At 66.0% G+C, this 16,951-nt stretch carries 14 protein-coding genes and 1 pseudogene; 5 read left to right on the forward strand and 10 right to left on the reverse strand.

Going from position 1 to position 16,951, the window contains the following annotated elements; genetic code table 11:
• Positions 1–129: 129 nt before the first annotated feature.
• Complete coding sequence (gene ltrA, locus G6N07_RS18750; protein ID WP_197913032.1) at positions 130–1,407, reverse strand: group II intron reverse transcriptase/maturase; 1,278 nt, start codon at positions 1,405–1,407, stop codon at positions 130–132.
• 753 nt (positions 1,408–2,160) lie between these two features.
• Here ltrA and G6N07_RS18755 point away from each other — a divergent pair.
• Positions 2,161–3,306 (forward strand): ISAs1 family transposase, encoded by a 1,146-nt coding sequence (locus G6N07_RS18755; protein WP_235849924.1) that lies wholly within the window; start codon positions 2,161–2,163, stop codon positions 3,304–3,306.
• Here G6N07_RS18755 and G6N07_RS18760 read toward each other — a convergent pair.
• The 9 genes from G6N07_RS18760 to G6N07_RS18800 all read right to left on the reverse strand — a co-directional run bounded on the left by G6N07_RS18760 (position 3,270) and on the right by G6N07_RS18800 (position 13,345).
• Positions 3,270–3,584, reverse strand: coding sequence for a TIR domain-containing protein (locus tag G6N07_RS18760; RefSeq protein ID WP_197913033.1), 315 nt, complete (start codon positions 3,582–3,584; stop codon positions 3,270–3,272). The two genes, G6N07_RS18755 and G6N07_RS18760, sit on opposite strands and share 37 nt — an antisense overlap.
• Before the next feature lie 320 nt (positions 3,585–3,904).
• The gene (locus G6N07_RS18765) at positions 3,905–6,448 is read right to left on the reverse strand and encodes a replicative DNA helicase (protein WP_085192481.1); all 2,544 of its coding nucleotides are present in this window, start codon (positions 6,446–6,448) and stop codon (positions 3,905–3,907) included.
• A 449-nt stretch (positions 6,449–6,897) separates the two neighbouring features.
• Positions 6,898–7,356 (reverse strand): 50S ribosomal protein L9, encoded by a 459-nt coding sequence (gene rplI, locus G6N07_RS18770; protein WP_085192482.1) that lies wholly within the window; start codon positions 7,354–7,356, stop codon positions 6,898–6,900.
• Positions 7,357–7,386: 30 nt separating this feature from the next.
• On the reverse strand, positions 7,387–7,647 hold the full coding sequence (gene rpsR / locus G6N07_RS18775) for a 30S ribosomal protein S18 (RefSeq protein ID WP_085192483.1): 261 nt from the start codon (positions 7,645–7,647) through the stop codon (positions 7,387–7,389).
• Between the two features lie 48 nt (positions 7,648–7,695).
• Positions 7,696–8,214: a single-stranded DNA-binding protein gene (locus G6N07_RS18780; protein WP_085192484.1), complete on the reverse strand. Its 519-nt coding sequence runs from the start codon at positions 8,212–8,214 to the stop codon at positions 7,696–7,698.
• A gap of 75 nt (positions 8,215–8,289) precedes the next feature.
• Positions 8,290–8,580: a 30S ribosomal protein S6 gene (gene rpsF, locus G6N07_RS18785; protein ID WP_085192485.1), complete on the reverse strand. Its 291-nt coding sequence runs from the start codon at positions 8,578–8,580 to the stop codon at positions 8,290–8,292.
• A gap of 121 nt (positions 8,581–8,701) precedes the next feature.
• Complete coding sequence (locus G6N07_RS18790; RefSeq protein ID WP_085192539.1) at positions 8,702–10,321, reverse strand: glycosyltransferase family 87 protein; 1,620 nt, start codon at positions 10,319–10,321, stop codon at positions 8,702–8,704.
• A 38-nt stretch (positions 10,322–10,359) separates the two neighbouring features.
• Positions 10,360–12,927 carry a transglycosylase domain-containing protein gene (locus G6N07_RS18795; RefSeq protein ID WP_085192486.1) on the reverse strand — a complete coding sequence of 856 codons (2,568 nt, stop codon included), beginning with the start codon at positions 12,925–12,927 and terminating at the stop codon, positions 10,360–10,362.
• The gene (locus tag G6N07_RS18800; protein ID WP_085192487.1) at positions 12,920–13,345 is read right to left on the reverse strand and encodes a DUF5318 domain-containing protein; all 426 of its coding nucleotides are present in this window, start codon (positions 13,343–13,345) and stop codon (positions 12,920–12,922) included. The genes G6N07_RS18795 and G6N07_RS18800 overlap by 8 nt, the downstream gene beginning before the upstream one ends.
• A 111-nt stretch (positions 13,346–13,456) precedes the next feature.
• On the opposite strand from G6N07_RS18800, the gene G6N07_RS18805 reads away from it, so the two are divergent.
• The 4 genes and pseudogenes from G6N07_RS18805 to G6N07_RS18820 form a co-directional block, all read left to right on the forward strand.
• Positions 13,457–14,338, forward strand: a complete 882-nt coding sequence (locus tag G6N07_RS18805) for a DUF1707 SHOCT-like domain-containing protein (protein WP_085192488.1) — start codon at positions 13,457–13,459, stop codon at positions 14,336–14,338.
• 135 nt (positions 14,339–14,473) lie between these two features.
• On the forward strand, positions 14,474–15,019 hold the full coding sequence (locus tag G6N07_RS18810; protein ID WP_085192540.1) for a PadR family transcriptional regulator: 546 nt from the start codon (positions 14,474–14,476) through the stop codon (positions 15,017–15,019).
• 69 nt (positions 15,020–15,088) lie between these two features.
• On the forward strand, positions 15,089–16,168 hold the full coding sequence (locus G6N07_RS18815) for an inositol-3-phosphate synthase (protein WP_085192489.1): 1,080 nt from the start codon (positions 15,089–15,091) through the stop codon (positions 16,166–16,168).
• A gap of 120 nt (positions 16,169–16,288) precedes the next feature.
• Positions 16,289–16,884: pseudogene (locus tag G6N07_RS18820) on the forward strand (alpha/beta fold hydrolase); the annotation flags it as partial.
• Between the last annotated feature and the right edge of the window lie 67 nt (positions 16,885–16,951).

Genomic DNA, 16,951 nt, shown 5'->3' on the forward strand with positions numbered 1-16,951 from the left:
CGCTCATAGAACTGCAGCAGATCGGCTGGAATGATGGCTTCAAGCTCGCCCGGGGTGGCGCACGGTCGGGTGGCCCGGGGGGAATTGCGCCCCCCGGGCTCCCACGGAACGGAGCGTGACGGTCTCCCGTCACTCCGCTCTTGCCATCTTGATCATCAGCGGGTATGTGACCCACGCCCAGTGCGCGAAGTAACGCGGGTACTGCGCAGTTACGCGCTCCCACGCTGCTCTGGCCTGGCGCCGGGCACGGAATCGTTTGTATTTCTTGCGGACCCACCGCACCAGGTAGGTGTTGATGCGGCCCAGCAGGCCATACAGTGCTGACGGGTAGAAAGCCCCGTAGTAGCGCATCCAGCCCCCAACGATCGGATTAATCATCCGGGCCAGGTCAGCGAAGGCGAGCTCGGTGCGCCGATGCAGGCGCCACCGCCGCACCACGCAGCTCATCTTCTTCAAGGCGTCCTTGCTGACCGCGGGCAGAAACGAGGTGAACACCACCCCGTGTCTGTCCCGCGCGCCGCGGGCGCGGAACGTGAAGCCCAGGAATGTAAACGACGTGTGCTCTGCCGAGCCGCGCCGATTGTTGTCCTGGCAGTACACGATCCGGGTCTTATCGGGATGCAGTCGCAACCCGACAGTTTCCAACCTGTCTGCGATCGCCGCCTGTACGTGGCGAGCTTGACGCTCGCTGACACAGTGCACGACCGCATCGTCTGCATAGCGCTCGAACGGGATCGTCGGGAACTCCCGAGCCATCCACGCATCGAACGCGTAATGCAGAAACAGATTCGCCAACACCGGCGAGATCGCCGAGCCCTGTGGGGTTCCGCGGTCTCGCTGCTGCAAGGTTCCATCGGGCTGTTGTATCGGTGCGGCCAGCCACCGCTTCACATACAGCAGCACCCAGGGCTGGTCAGTGTGTGCCGCCACCGCCTTGACGACGAGGTCCCACGGCACGCTGTCGAAGAACTTCTGCACATCCAAATCGATGACCCAGTCGTATTTCCAACAGCGCCGCCGGCATACCCCGACCGCGTCCAGCGCCGACCGCTTCGGGCGGTAGCCATAGGAGTCCGGATGAAAGATCGGCTCGACCCTTGCTTCCAGCCTCGCTGCCACTACCGTCTGGGCGATCCTGTCCGCGACCGTGGGGACACCGAGCACCCTGGTCCCACCGCCGTGCGGTTTGGGTATCTCCACCGCCTTGACCGGCGGCGGAAAGTAGGACCCCGACGACATCCGATTCCAGATCTTGTACAGGTTGTCCTGTAGATCAGCCTCGAATGCCGCCAGATCCACCCCATCCGCCCCCGGCGCACCCTTGTTGGCCTTGACCTTCTCGTATGCCTGCCAAACCTCCCATTTCGAAATCTCAAACGGTTTCGCTGACGATTTCAGCTCGCTCACCAAGCTCCTCCCCGACCATGCCGGGTTGACCGGACAAACACAGCCACAGATGGCCCGGCCCCTTCGCTCCACCCCCATTACAGGGGCTTCGGCACTACTACGGGCCGGTCCGCCAGCACGCGCCGCGACGGTACTCACACCTCGCGGTCACCACCGCTCGGCTACTCCCTCTCACCCCATCGGAGGGGGGTATCGGCGCATGCCTTCCCACGTTCCCTGCCAGAGCCGCAGACCAGGCTCATGCCGCCTCCATGCCGGACACCACCTGGCCAGTAATCGGGCACCCGCCAGGCCCTGCTCCCGCAGCCCGACACATGGCCACGGTTTGGATGTCTCTTCCCTTTGTAACGACACGTCAACAGCGGTTCGGGTTTACTCATCTTCCTGGTCCCCACCTGACGCCTCCGGGACGCCTTTTCCGCATCGCTCACCACGACGGTCTTCAGCCAACGCAGCATGCGGTGGTTTGACGCCACCCCCCGAAGGGCGACGTCGAAGGGCCACACCTTCATCTCTGGCACAGCATCGACTCGGGTGATCTCCCTACCTACCCATAGGGACCTCCTTCATCGTTCGTGGCACACGTGTCGGCAAAGTCGTGGCCTGAGCGTTTGGCCTGCAGCGTTGCAGGCGTGACAGGCGGGACTGGTGTGGTTACAGGACGGGCACGGCAGAGCACGGGATGATCACAGTTTCCACACCAGCCACATCCCAGAAAGCGCTGCCGTGCCCGCTGTGCCATCATCGCCCATCTTGTCCGTTGTCGACGACTCCGACCCGCTGCTGGGCGAGTTGGCCGAGATTCCGCCCGCACCAGAGGGGTTGTTGGATCTGCTGGCGCGGGTGCCCGACCCGCGCCAGCGGCGCGGGATTCGGCACGGTCTGACCGGGGTGCTGGCGGTGGCGCTGTCGGCGGTGCTCGCCGGGGCACAGTCGTTCGTGGCGATCGCCGAATGGGCCGCCGATTCCGCTCCGGAGGTGCTGGCGCGGCTCGGTGTCACCGGCGTTGCGCCGTGCGAGTCGACGATCCGGCGCTGCCTGCAACGGCTCGCCCCGGACGAACTTGACCAGCTGATCGGGGCGTGGATGTGGTTGCACACCAGCACGATCGCCGGTCGCCGGGTGATCGCCTTCGATGACAAGACGCTGCGCGGCGCCCGCGGCCAGACCGGCAGCCTGGTGCACCTGCTGGCCGGGCTGTGCCAACAGACCGGCACCGTGCTCGCGCAACTGGCGGTCGATGTCAAGACCAACGAAATCCCCATGCTGAGAAAGCTTCTCGACACGTTCGACATCACCGGGGCGGTCATCACGGCCGACGCCCTGCACTGTCAGCGCGACACCGCCGAACACATCATCGGCCGCAGCGGCCACTACATCTTCACCGTCAAAGACAATCAGCCGACGCTGCGCAGGCAGCTCAAAAACCTGCCGTGGAAACAGATCCCGATCCTCGACACCAGCATCGAGCACGATCACGGCCGCACCGCCAAACGCGTACTCAAAGCTACCGAGATCACCGAGGGAATCGGGTTCCCCGGCGCCGTGCAGGTGCTGCAACTGACCCGCACGGTCACCGACCGCAAGACCAGCAAGCGTCACACCGAAGTCGTCTACGCCGTCACCTCCCTGTCGATCGCCGACGCCAAGCCCGCCCAGATCGCCGCCTGGCTGCGCGGACACTGGGCGATCGAGAACAAGCTGCACTGGGTCCGCGACGTCACCTACGCCGAGGACCACTCGCAGATCCGCACCGGCGGCGGACCCCAGGTCATGGCAACCCTGAGGAATACAGCCATCAGTGTCCTGCGGCTCAACGGCCATACCAACATCGCCGCCGCGCTTCGACACCACGCGCGCAATCATCTCCGACCCGTCAAACTACTGCTGAACTGGTGAAATACGACTTTGCCGACACCGTGTCTCAGTTGCCGTCTCTGGCCTTCCGCCCGCCCGTCGACGCTTCCCAATAACGCGGTCTGTTTGGCGTTCTTCATCCGTTCACGCAGGTTGCGCTTGATCGTTTCGGGCTGCCTGGTGTCCCGCGCCTGACAGAGGTCATGGGCGTCGAAGAAGTTGAAGTCGATGCGCTTGTTGTCCCGCCACGCTTCCATCAGCCGGTAGTAGCGGATGTCCTCACTGGCGAAAGCCACGTGAATCTTGTTCCGATAGCTCATCGCGAATACCCCCATCTTGGTGGCTTATGCAGCCACCATCTCCACTGTCCGAGCGTCCATCGCCACCGAACGTCAACGTCAATTATTGCCGAGGTGACCGACACTGCAGCATTCCGCCACTGTGGCCCGGATCCCGTGTCGCGGCCCCACGAGAGTCATCCATGGCTCCGGCGAAGGGGGTCTGCATCACATCACGTGCCGACGCTGACGAACTCCAAGACCGGAACGGACAACATGACAAGGTTTGAGACACGCATGACAGGCGCATGACAAGCGCACTGAGAAAATGACACGCGGGTTTGAGAACCTACAAGCCTACACTAAGAATGCGCCATGTTCGCGAACTTGGACAAATGCAGTTGGTGCGCAACGGTAATCGTCTTCGTCGGGCCGTTACGGTGCTTACCCAGGATCAGGTCCGCTTCGCCGCCACGCGGATCGTCACGGTCAAATGCGTCGGGCCTGTGCAACAGGATGACCATGTCCGCATCCTGCTCGAGGCTATTGTGAAGACTGATCTGGTTTGCGACGAAGTTGTGTGTGCCATCGACGGTTCCGTCGTACACGTCCTGTTCACCGATGCTGGTGACCTCGACGATCTCGTCCCAGAACACGTCGTTGGTCGCCGACATGGCGATGTGCTCGTCGGCGAGGATTTCGGATACCCGCATCTGAGCGCACACCTCCTTCGGAACCGTATCCGAATTGCGGCTAAACACAACGCTTTCGAGGCTCTCCAGCACCCGCTGCGCCGCCATTCCCCCAGCACCGGGCACGCCGACATTGGTCAGGAAGCGTGCCTGGTTGTCAGCACCGTAGACGTACAGGTGCCAGCCTTCCCGATAGCGGTCATTCAGCACGGGCTTGATGTGGCCGTATACGCCGCAGCGCAACAACAACTGGGCGACGTCGTCGACCAGGCACCGACTGGTCGACGAATAGTAGATGCATCCCGCCTTGGCACGTTGGTCCCACGTGACCGACCCATCCGTCGCCCACAGATGCCGCAGGAACAGTGCGACCTGATCGTTAGGTAGCGCGAAAACCCTTCCAGGCACGGATTTCTCGTGGCTCCCCGTTCCGGACACGCCCATGCCGTCGAGCCGGGCCGCGACCGGATCGCACCTACCGTGGGTCAACCGGTAGGGGGCCGGCATGCGTAACTTGGTGACCTGATCCGCCGGATACTCGCCACGCACCGCCGTCACGCCGAAGTGCTTGGCAGCGTCGGTAACCCCCGACAGGCTCTGCGCCTCGATGCTCGCGTACCTGATCGGCTGGCGCTTCACGCCTGATCCGTCCCCGATCATGCGCCCCAGCATGACGACCTCGGCATCGGCCATTCGCCCCGTGCGTACCGGCTCGGGAACTTTACGCGGCGCGCCCACCCGGTCACCGACCTTCAGCTCCTCGAGCGGGATCCAGCCGTCCACCGTCATGAACGGATGGTTGCCCGTCGCCTCAACCGTCCGACCGGACGCCAACCGCACCCGGAACGCCTCTTTGCGACCGCTGGCGAAGACGTTGGTCATCGGTCGCGCCACCATGCGCATGCGCTCGTCCAGCGACCACACCAGTGGGCGCTCGCCCGTACGCATCAGCTCACCGAAGGTGACCTCGGCGCCATTGTCGGCCCGTAGGATTCGCGTGTTCGCCGTCAGACAGCCCGACTCGCGGAGGTCCGAGACCTGGGGCCTCTTATCGGTGCGCTGTTCCGGGCCGCGGTTCAGCTGGCTGATCGCCACCACCGGCACGTCGAGTTCCTTGGCCATCAGCTTGATGCTGCGGGAAAAGTCCGACACCTCTTGCTGACGCGACTCGTACTTCTTGCCCGACGTCATCAGCTGCATGTAATCGACGACGATCAGCCGCAAGCCGGCCCTCTGCGACAGCCGGCGAGCCTTCGCGCGGATCTCCATCATCGTCAAGTTCGGCGAGTCGTCGATGTACAGGGGGGCCTCGCTGATCTCGCTCATCCGGCGAGCCAGCTTCGTCCAGTCGTCGTCGCTCATCCGGCCCGAGCGCATATCGGCGAGCTTGATCTTCGCTTCGGCCGACAGCAGGCGCATGACGATCTCGGACTTGCTCATCTCCAGCGAGAAGATCACGCTCGGCAGCTGATGCTTGATCGAGCAGGACCGCAGGATATCGAGTGCCAGCGTCGATTTCCCGACTCCAGGACGGGCCGCGATGATGATCATCTGCCCGGCGTGCAGACCGTTGGTCACCTCGTCGAGTTCGATGAACCCCGTCGGCACACCGCGCGAGATTCCGCCCCGAGACGCGATCGCGTCGATCTCGTCCATCGTCGGCTGCAGCAGGTCCTCGAGGATCACGAAATCCTCGGTCGCACGGCGCTCGGTGACGTCGTAGATCTCGGCTTGGGCGCGGTCGACCACATCCGACACGTCCGCCCCGTCGGCGCCCGCATAGCCGTACTGCACGACGCGGGTCCCCGCTTCCACCAGGCGGCGCAGCAGCGCCTTCTCGGCCACGATCCCGGCATAGAAGCCGGCGTTCGCCGCCGTCGGCACAGTGGAGATCAAGGTATGCAGATACGGCGCACCGCCGATGCGACGCAGCAGTCCACGCCGGTCCAACTCGGCCGCCACCGTCACCGCGTCCGCGGGCTCACCGCGACCGTACAGTTCGAGGATCGAGTCGTAGACGTTCTGGTGTGCCGGCCGGTAGAAATCGTTGGGCCGTAGCCGCTCGAGGACGTCGGCGATGGCGTCCTTACTCAGCAGCATCCCGCCGAGGACGGCCTGCTCGGCCGCCGCGTCGTGCGGCGGCTGACGGCCGAACTCCTCGCTCGGCGGTGCGGCGTCCATGTCGGCATAACCACGGTCGTCCACGACAGCCACGAGACCCCCTCCATCGATCGAACGCCCGTTCGTTTTGTGCTCGCTGCGACTTTAAGTCCGACCGCCGACAACACCGCGCGAGCGCCAACCCTAGACGTTGCTACGGCGGCGCGGGAGCAGGCCTGTTCATGAACCTGTGGACGCAGTGTGGATACATCAGGACGAGCGTGTTGAGCCCTTGGGGAGAACCTGTGGATGGCCGTTCGTCATCGGGATATCACCGCAGATAAGCGCACCGTAGAGGCTCTAACTGGTTGTGGATAGAAACTTTTCCGGCGTGTCGTGCGCGGTTGACGACTCGGGCGTGTTGAGCTACGCCGGAGCGCCGTGCAGGTTAACACCCGATAACGTTCGCTACGGGGATTTGAGCCAAAGGATGTTCGCCGGGGAAGCACAACGCCCGGATAGGAACCGCAAACAGTTCCCACCCGGGCGTATTGACGCTGGTGTCAGCCCTCGGCGACGACGTTCAGCGACACCGAGGCTTCCACGCCCGGATGCAGCCGCACCGATACCGAATGCGCACCGAGGCTCTTGATGTGTGCCTTCGGCAGCTGGACGGTCCGCTTGTCGAGGTTGGGGCCGCCGGCCTTCTTGATTGCGGCGACCACATCGCTGGCTGTCACCGAGCCGAACAGCTTACCGGTGTCGGCCGAGGCGTTCACCGCCAGCTCGACGGCGTCGAGCGCCTCCAACGCGGCCTTGATCTCCTTGGCGTGCTCCTGACCGCGGACGGTCTTGAGCTCGCGGGCCCGACGGATGTCGTCGGCCTGACGCTGGGCGCCGCGGCTGGCGACGATCGCCAACCCGCGCGGCAGCAGGTAGTTGCGGCCGTAGCCGTCCTTGACTTCCACGGTGTCACCGGGCTCCCCCAGGTGATCCACCTCGGCGGTGAGAATCAGTTTCATCTTCGTTGATCTTTCGTTTCCGGTGGTGGTCTACCGCGTGGACGAACCGAACGGCAGCAGGGCCACCTCACGGGCGTTCTTCACTGCGACCGCAATGTCACGCTGGTGCTGCACGCAGTTGCCCGTCACCCGGCGGGCACGGATCTTGCCGCGTTCGCTGATGTAGGTACGCAGCAGTGCGGTGTCCTTGTAGTCGATGTCCTGCCCCTTGCCTTTCTTGGAGCAGAACACGCATTTGCGGGTCTTGACCGGCTTTTCCGGTGCCGGCCGCCGCTTGTTGGACTTGGCCATATCGCTATCTCTTTCTCAATGTTCTTTCGGGAGTGCTCGTGGAGTCACTCAGAAGGGAGGCTCGTCGTCGGCGCCGCTGAAGGAACCCGACGCCGGGGCACTGCCCCACGGGTCCTCGGCCGCGGCCGCCTGCCCACCACCGCTGCCGCCACGGGATCCCCCGCCACCGCCACCACCGAAGCCGCCGCCACCACCGCCACCACGGCTGGCCTTGTTGACCTTGGCCGTGGCATACCGCAGCGATGGGCCGATCTCGTCGACCTCGACCTCCATGACGGTGCGCTTCTCGCCCTCACGGGTTTCGAAGGACCGCTGCTTGAGCCGACCGGTCACGATGACGCGAGACCCGCGGGTCAGGCTTTCGGCGACGTTCTCGGCGGCCTCGCGCCAGATGTTGCAGCGCAGGAACAGCGCTTCGCCGTCCTTCCACTCCCCGGCCTGACGGTCGTAGATCCGCGGAGTCGACGCCACGGTGAAGTTGGCGACAGCCGCTCCGGACGGCGTGAACCGCAATTCCGGATCGGCGGTCAGGTTTCCGACGACGGTGATGGTGGTGTCACCAGCCACTGGGTCCTCCTGAGATGGACGGCATACTGGGCGCGAGCCTACGCAAGGCGCATGACACCCGGAGCCGTTCGGTGATCAGTGCTTGTCGGTCCGCATGACCTTGGTGCGAAGCACCGACTCGTTCAGACTGAGCTGACGGTCGAGTTCGGTCACCGTGGCGGGGGCGGCCTTCACGTCGATCACCGCGTAGATGCCCTCGGCATGCTTGGCGATCTCGTACGCGAGCCGGCGACGGCCCCAGATGTCCACCTTATCAACGCTTCCGCCGTCCTTGCGGACGACGTTCAGGAACGTCTCCAGCGAGGGAGCCACCGTGCGCTCGTCAAGTGTGGGGTCGAGGATGACCATGATTTCGTATGGACGCATTAGAACCTCATCACCTCCTATGGTCGTAGTGCGGCCACGGCGGATTCCGTGGCAGGAGGGTCGCCTGCGTCGGCAACCCGCCCAGGCTACAGGAGACGGGTCTGAGCTGCGAAATCGGTCGTCATCGCCGGACGCCGGCCGGCGCCTCGTCATGGGTAGGTCGGGGCGGAGTCACTCGGATCCGATGAGCCTCTGGCCGCAACCAGTCGGGCAACCAGCGCGGCGGATCGTCGGAAGCCCGGTCGAAGACGCCGCCGGTCGGGTCGTCGACGCGTCCGCCGTAGCGGACCAGGTCGAGCTCTGGGCGGTAGATCTGCCTGATCACCAACGCGCACAACGTGATGACCGCGACATCGCGCAGAAGCACGGTGGCGGTGAACCACTGTTCGGGCAGACCGCGGTTGGACTCGCCGTAGAGGTAGAGCATGCGCGGCACCCAGACCAGTGCGTCGAGGGTCATCCACGCCAACAGGATTCGCCGGTGCGGCAGTGCCAGCACGGCCAACGGGACCAGCCACAGCGAGAACTGCGGACTCCACACCTTGTTGGTCAGCAAGAACGCGGCCACCACGAGAAACGCCAGCTGCGCCACCCTCGGCCGCTGCCGCGCCGTCAGCGCGATGTATCCGATGGCGATGCAACACGAGGCGAACAGCACCGCGGTGACGGCGTTGAGGATCGTCGGCGGCTGCCAGAAACCGAGGTCGGTGTCGAACCCCTGCCACCCCGTGAACGACTTGACGACGTTGTAGAGCGAGTCCATGTCGTCACCGCGACGGGTGTTGAGGCGGAAGAACTCCGACCACCCGCGGGGGAACAGCGCCATGATCGGCAGGTTGACCAGCAGCCAGGTGGCGAACGCCGTCGCCGCTGTCTTCGCCACCTCGCGCAGCCGTCCGGTCCGCAGCGCCAACAGCACCAAGGGCACCAGCAGCAGCAGCGGATACAGTTTGGCCGCCACCCCGAGGCCGATCAGCGCACCGGCCGGCACCGGTCTTCGTCGAGCCCACGCCAGCATCGCGCCGACCGCGAAAGCCGTTGCCAGCGCATCGAAGTTGGTGAAGATCTGAAAGATCACCAACGGTGACGCGGCGACCAGCGCGGCATCCCACACGCGTCGGCCGGCCAGCATCGCCGTCGCCCACACGGTCGCCAGCCACGCCAGCGCCAGACCGAACGCGGCGATGTTGAAGAACATCACCACCTCGGCGACCACCGGGATCGACGCCGCCCGTGTGACTGCGGAGTACGTCTTGGCCAGCGCCATCGACGCGTACTGGTACAGCCCGGTCAGCACCGGGTACTCCATGTACCGCACTGCGACCTCGCCGTCGTAGGTGATGCGCGGCTCACCGCTGCCGTCGGTCTCGATCCAACTCGACTTATACGGGAACTTGCCTTGATTCAGCAGTTCCGCGGTGTAGAGCGGCACGGTGTCGGAGTAGCACAGCTCGTAGTACGCACGGTTGTTCTCCCAATTCGCCACCCGCTGATCGGCCGGTCCGCTGCCGGTGGTCTGCAGACACGCTGCCTTCGTCGAATAGCCCAGCGCCAGGAACACGACCGCGACGATCAGCATCACGCGCAGCGGCGTCATGAAGCGCTGCCTGCCGATCAGTGCGTGCCGGCCGACCGGACCGCCGATGACGTCCGCGAGGGCCGCCCCGATCCGGTCGGTGCGGCTGGGCAGATCCCGGTCGTCGGCGCTGCGCAGATCCTGCGCGAGCGGCGACGGCGACACCCACCGGGGTTCCCGTTCGCCGGGCCCCTCGGGCCTCGTCACGGAGGCGGCGGCGGCCCAGGCGGTACGGGCACACCGGGAACGACCGGCTGGGGAACCACCGGCGCGGGTGCGACCGGCGCGGGCACCGGCTGGCCGACCGGCGGTGGCGGCCCGACGGGAACCGTCGTCGGTGGGCCGAGCGGGATCGTGATGCCCGGGGCGACTTCGAGGGTCGGTTGGATCACCGTCTCCGATGGGGTCGGCACCGATGGGGTGGGCACCAAGGTGGACGTGGCCGTCGGCCGCGACGGCGCCTGCGGCACACCGGCGTACCCGCCGATCTCCTCCGGCTTCGGGAACGACTCGTTGTCGGTGCCCTCCAGCGCCCCGTCCATCGTGGCCTTCCAGATGTCCGACGGCAGACCGGACCCGTACACCGGGGAGCCCCACTTGTTCTCGAGCGGTTTGGTGCCGTCGACGGTGCCGACCCACACCGCCGTGGACAGCGACGGGGTGAACCCGACCATCCACGCGTCGCGGTTGTCGTCGGTGTCTCCGAGCTGGTTGGTACCGGTCTTGGCCGCCGACGGCCGCCCACCCGCCAGCGCGTGACCATTCGAGTACGCGGCGATCGGCTGCATGGCCGCGGTGGCGTTGTCGGCCACCCTCTTGTCGATGCGGCGCTCTCCGCTGTTGTCCTCCTGCGAGGCGTCGAACAGCACGTCACCCTGGGAGTTGACGACCTTCTGGACGAAGTGCGGCTTGCGGTAGACCCCGGAGGCGGCCAGCGTGGCGTATGCCGACGCCATGTCGATCACCCGGGACTGGTACTGGCCGAGCACGATGCCGTTGTTCGGCGGTCCGCCCTGCCCGTCCTCGCTGAGGGTGTGCTCGACGCCGGGGAAGCTCTCGGGGATACCGGCCTGGTGAGCAGCGTCGGCCACGTCCTGAGGTCCGTTGTCCAGTTCGAGCATCAGGCGGTAGTAGCTGGTGTTCAGCGAGCGCTTGAGCGCCTCGGCGATGTTGCAGGTGCCACAGCTGTTGCCCTCGACGTTGCTGATCTTGATGCCGTCGACCTCCAGCGGCGAGCTGTCGACCTGGTATCCCAGGCCGATGCCCTGCTGCAGCGCGGCCACGAGCGCGAACACCTTGAACGACGAACCCGTCGGCAGGCCGGCCTGGGCGAAGTCGAACCCGTTGGCGTCGGAGCCGCCGTAGTAGGCCTTGACCCCGCCGGTCTTCGGATCGATCGACACCACCGCGGTCCGCATGTCGGGATCCTGACCGTCGAGGTATTCCGCGACCGCCTCCTCGGCCGCCCGCTGCGCCTTCGGGTCGATCGTCGTGGTGATCTGCAGCCCCTCGGTGTTGAGTTGCTGCTCGCTGATGTCGAACAGCTCGAGCAGTTCACGTTGCACCTGACGCTCGATGAGCCCGTTCGGGCCGGTCGTCTGGTTCTGGGTGCGCGCGACGTCCGGCGGGACCGTCGGCGGGAACACCTGGGCGGCGCGGTCGGTGTCCGAAAGCGCCCCGATCTCGACCATCCCGTCGAGCACCCAGTTCCACCGGTCGGCGGCACCCTCGGGGTCGACGGCCGGGTCGAGCGCCGACGGACGCTGGATCAGGGTCGCCAGCAGCGCGCCCTCGGCGACGGTGAGCTCCTCGACCGGCTTGTTGAAGTAGGCCTTCGACGCCGCGGCCACGCCGTAGGCGCCGCGACCGAAGTAGATGATGTTCAGATACGACTGCAACACCTGGTCTTTGGACCACTCGCCGGACATCTTCGTCGAGATGACCAGCTCCTTGGCCTTACGCGTGATGCCACCCAACCCGCCCCGCTCGGAGCCGACCAGAGCGTTCTTCACGTACTGCTGGGTGATCGTCGACCCGCCCTGCAGGTCACCGCCGAACAGGTTGTTCTTGAACGCGCGGGCGAAGCCGGTGAACGAGAAGCCCGGATTGGAGTAGAAGTCGCGATCCTCGGCGGCCATCACGGCGTCCCGCACATGCACCGGGATCTGGCCGATGTTGACGTCGACGCGGTTGCCCTCGGGCGGGACGATCTTCGCGATCTCGCTGCCGTCGCTGGCAAGGATCGTCGACACCTGATTCGTCCGGATGTCGCCCGGGTTCGGTACGTCGACGATCAGGTACGCCATACCGAATGTCACCAGCGGCAGCACGATCAGCACCACGGCCGCGGCGATCAGCCCGCGCTTGACCAACCCCCCGTTGACGCGCTCACGCCAATGTCGACGCCCGCCGGGCGGACCAGACGGACCGTCACCGCCTCCGCCGGGGCCGCGTGGCGGCGGTGGCATCTGGGGAGGGGTGCCCTCGAGAGCGGCCTTTACCACGTCGATCGGATCACGCAGATGAGCCGGCGGCTCGTCACGGAACTGCGGCAGGACCGCGGTGCGCTTGTCGTCGGGCGCCCGCGGCGGACGGTTACGGGCAGCCGGTTCGGATGGCCGGCGGGACGGGCCCTGGGCGGGACGAGGCGGACGGCCCCGAGCTGCCTGCCGTGGGCCGCGGTCTCCTGGAGGCGGCGCCCCGCCACGGTCCGCCGGGTGTCCCTTGCGGACATCGTCGACCGACCGTTCGTGGTGCCCTTCGCTATTCACTCGCCGTACGCGCGCTCTTACGCGCCGACCGGGTCCCGCGCGGGGCCTTGGGCGGCCGCGCCGCGCCGAGCACGTAAGACTTCACCAGATGATTCCATTCACAGGTTCGGCATACCTCCACCACGTGTACGGAGAACTCGTCGAACTTGGTGGCCAGCAGGACCAGCTCCTCGGCAGTGCGCGCCGAACCCGACACCGGGCCGAGGTGATCCCCGAACACCCACGAGACCAGGGTCAACTGCTCTTTACGGCAGATCGGGCACATCACCGAACTCGGCTTGCCATGGAACTTCGCGGCGCGCAGCAGGTAGGGGTTGGCGTCGCAGACCTCCGAGACGCCGGTGCGTCCCGAGTAGACCTCGGCCAGCAGGGACCGGCGCCTCAGCGCGTAGTCCACCACCTGTCTCTGCAATCGCACGGTGACCAGAGTACGTCGGCCCGTTCGGGGCCGAGCGTGAGACGCCGCAACGTAACCTCCGATTCCGCGTCGGGCCTGCGGTATTGCCTACCGAACTCTTACGATCTCGGCGTGGCGGTGAGCAGCTCAGGGCGGCAGACGGCGGGGACCCGGGCAAAAGACAGCGACCGCAACGACACCTGCCAGGTGCTCGACACCGCGCTCAGCGAGGGGCAGCTGTCGATGGCTGAGCACGGCGCGCGCGTAAAGGCCGCCACCCACGCCGCGACGCTGGGTGATCTGCAGGCGCTGGTGTCCGATCTGCAGACCGGCAACGCGCCGGTCCAGTTGCCGGATCTGGGCAAGCCCAAAACCCCGCGCCGCGTCTGGTCGTCGACCGGCTGGGGGCTGAAGGCGGCGATGGCCGTCGCCCTCGTCGTCCTCGGCATGTGCATCGGCTGGGGGCTGTACGGCAACACCAGTTCGCCGTTGAACTTCCAGAGCGACCCGGGCGCCAATTCCGACGGCATCGAACCCGCAGTGCTCACCCCGCCGCGACAGCTGCAGTCCCTCAACGGGCTCAGCGGGCTTTTCGAGCAGATGCGGCGGCGGTTCGGCAGCACTATGGGATACGAACTCGACATCCACTCCGACCACGCGTCGCTGGACCGGCCGGACCCGACGGACCACCGGCGCCGGCAGAACTACGACTATCGCGGCGGATGGGGCGATCCGTGGGGCTCGCCCAGCACTCTCACTAGCGACGATCGGCTCGTCGACCTGGCCAGGTTCGACTACGAGAAGACGCTCGCGGTGCTGCGCGGAGCACCCGACACCCTCGGGATGAGCCGCGCCGACATCACCGACACCTGGGTGCGGATCGGGCCGTCCGCCGACCCGGCCACCCCCGACATCGTCAACGTCGAGATCATCGCCAACAGCGACTTCGGGACCGGGCGCATCGAGCTGTACCCGGACGGCGCCACCAAGGCGATCTGGTCACCGCGCAGCTGAGCAGCCGGTCCAGGTGACCGGCAGGCGAACACAAGGCAACACCCCGGTGTGGCGTCGAGTATATCGACGCGATAGTATCTTGCGAGATGTCGATGCGTCGTAGCGACGGTGCAGATCGTGAGGAGGTGGTTCACAGTGCTCGAACTCGCCATCCTGGGTCTGTTGCTGGAATCGCCCATGCACGGCTACGAACTGCGTAAACGCCTCACCGGTCTGCTCGGTGCGTTCCGCGCCTTCTCATACGGTTCGCTGTACCCCGCGCTGCGTCGCATGCAGATCGACGGACTGATCGTCGAGGACGCCGCGCCTGCGGGCACGGTGACGCGTCGACGAGCCCGGCGGGTCTACCAGCTCACCGACGCCGGCAAGCAGCGCTTCACCGAGCTCGTGGCCGACACCGGTCCGCAGAACTATTCCGACGACGGATTCGGTGTGCATCTGGCCTTCTTCAACCGCACCCCGGCGGAAGCCCGAATGCGGATCCTGGAAGGTCGCCGTCGTCAGGTGGAGGAACGTCGCGAAGGTCTGCGTGAAGCAGTTGCGCGGGCCAGCACCTCATTCGACCGCTACACCCGGCAGTTGCACCAGTTGGGGTTGGAGTCCAGCGAGCGAGAAGTGAAGTGGCTCAACGAACTCATCGCGGCGGAACGCCTCGGGCAGGGCAGTCCGGACAACTCGTGAGCACAGCCTTGAACCGGGGCGACCACAGACAGCACCACCGTATTTCAGTAGGAGAGGGAGAGATCGGCCATGACTGAGCACGCAGGAGACATCCGGGTCGCCATTGTCGGCGTTGGAAACTGCGCGTCCTCGCTTGTGCAGGGCGTGCAGTACTACAAAGACGCGGACGAGAACGCGACCGTGCCCGGTCTAATGCACGTTCGCTTCGGGCCCTACCACGTCCGCGACGTCAAGTTCGTCGCCGCCTTCGACGTCGACGCCAAGAAGGTCGGCTTCGACCTGTCCGAGGCGATCTTCGCGTCGGAGAACAACACCATCAAGATCGCCGACGTGCCGCCGACCGACGTCGCCGTGCAGCGCGGCCCGACCCTCGACGGCATCGGCAAGTACTACGCCGACACCATCGAGGTGTCCGACGCCGAGGCCGTCGACGTGGTCAAGGCGCTCAAGGACGCGCAGGTCGACGTGCTGGTGTCCTACCTGCCGGTGGGCTCCGAGGAGGCCGACAAGTTCTACGCGCAATGCGCGATCGACGCCGGCGTGGCGTTCGTCAACGCGCTGCCGGTGTTCATCGCCAGCGATCCGGTGTGGGCGAAGAAGTTCGAGGATGCCGGCGTGCCGATCGTCGGCGACGACATCAAGAGCCAGGTCGGCGCCACCATCACCCACCGCGTGATGGCGAAGCTGTTCGAGGACCGCGGTGTGCAGCTCGACCGCACCATGCAGCTCAACGTCGGCGGCAACATGGATTTCCTCAACATGCTCGAGCGTTCCCGGCTGGAGTCCAAGAAGATCTCCAAGACCCAGGCCGTCACCAGCAACCTGCAGCGCGAGTTCAACACCAAAGACGTGCACATCGGCCCGTCCGACCACGTCGGCTGGCTCGACGACCGCAAGTGGGCCTACGTCCGCCTCGAAGGCCGCGCCTTCGGTGACGTGCCGCTGAACCTGGAGTACAAGCTGGAGGTGTGGGATTCTCCGAACTCCGCCGGCGTCATCATCGACGCGGTCCGCGCCGCGAAGATCGCCAAGGACCGGGGCATCGGTGGACCCGTCGTCGCCGCCTCGGCCTACCTGATGAAGAGCCCGCCGCAGCAGCTGCCCGACGACGTCGCCCGCACGCATCTGGAAACCTTCATCGAGGGCTGACCCGCCTTTCTGCCTTTCGCGCCTTTCTGCCTTTCGCGCCTTTCGCGCCCAAACGAACGTTTGGGCGCGAAAGTGCGGGGAGATTTCACCATTACGTCGATCTCGGCGGCGGCGTTAGGGTCGCTCGCGGTGGGCCTACCGGGGCACGGTCGCTCGGCGTGGCGGGAGGACGCCGACTACGGGCCGAAGCTCAACGCCGAGACGCTGCGGGCCGTGCTGCGCGAATGGGCGCCGGAACCGCGACTGGTCGTCGGTACGTCGCTGGGCAGGGTTGACCGCGTTGCGGATCGCGGCCACCGAACCGGCGCTGGTGCCCGAACTGGTACTCGTCGACGTCACACCTCGGCCCCGGCACGCCATGAGCAGATGACCAAGGCGCAGCTCGGCGGCGGCGCGCTGGTCCAGGGTGACCGCACCTTCCCGTCTTTCGAGGCGATGCTCGACCTAACCGTCGCCGCCTCCCCGCACCGGGACCGCAACTCGTTGCGCAAGGGTGACGGCTTGAAGGGCTGTGGGACGACGTCCCCGCGATAACCATGCCTACGACGCTGGCGCGCGGCGCCAAGTCGTTCTTCGTCAGCGACGCCGACGCATTCGCCGAGGCGCCCGGTTTCCGGCGCACCCACGTGGTCGAGGACGCCGGGCACGCCGTGCAGGGTGAGCAACCGCAGGCCCTGGTCGACATCCTGCGCGCAGTGCTCACCGGTCAGAGCTGAGCGACGGGCGTCGCGGCGTCTCACCTGCTGTTCACCTGTTGATCGCCTACTGCACGTCCGGCTGCCG

This window comes from Mycolicibacterium doricum, assembly GCF_010728155.1.
Taxonomy (GTDB): Bacteria; Actinomycetota; Actinomycetes; order Mycobacteriales; family Mycobacteriaceae; genus Mycobacterium; species Mycobacterium doricum.

What these genes read in the sequence shown, in the direction of transcription:
- G6N07_RS18760 (WP_197913033.1), bottom strand. Translation starts at nt 3,584, where the DNA reads ATGAGCTATCGGAACAAGATTCACGTGGCTTTCGCCAGTGAGGACATC.
- rplI (WP_085192482.1), bottom strand. Translation starts at nt 7,356, where the DNA reads ATGAAACTGATTCTCACCGCCGAGGTGGATCACCTGGGGGAGCCCGGT.
- rpsR (WP_085192483.1), bottom strand. Translation starts at nt 7,647, where the DNA reads ATGGCCAAGTCCAACAAGCGGCGGCCGGCACCGGAAAAGCCGGTCAAG.
- rpsF (WP_085192485.1), bottom strand. Translation starts at nt 8,580, where the DNA reads ATGCGTCCATACGAAATCATGGTCATCCTCGACCCCACACTTGACGAG.
- G6N07_RS18815 (WP_085192489.1), top strand. Translation starts at nt 15,089, where the DNA reads ATGACTGAGCACGCAGGAGACATCCGGGTCGCCATTGTCGGCGTTGGA.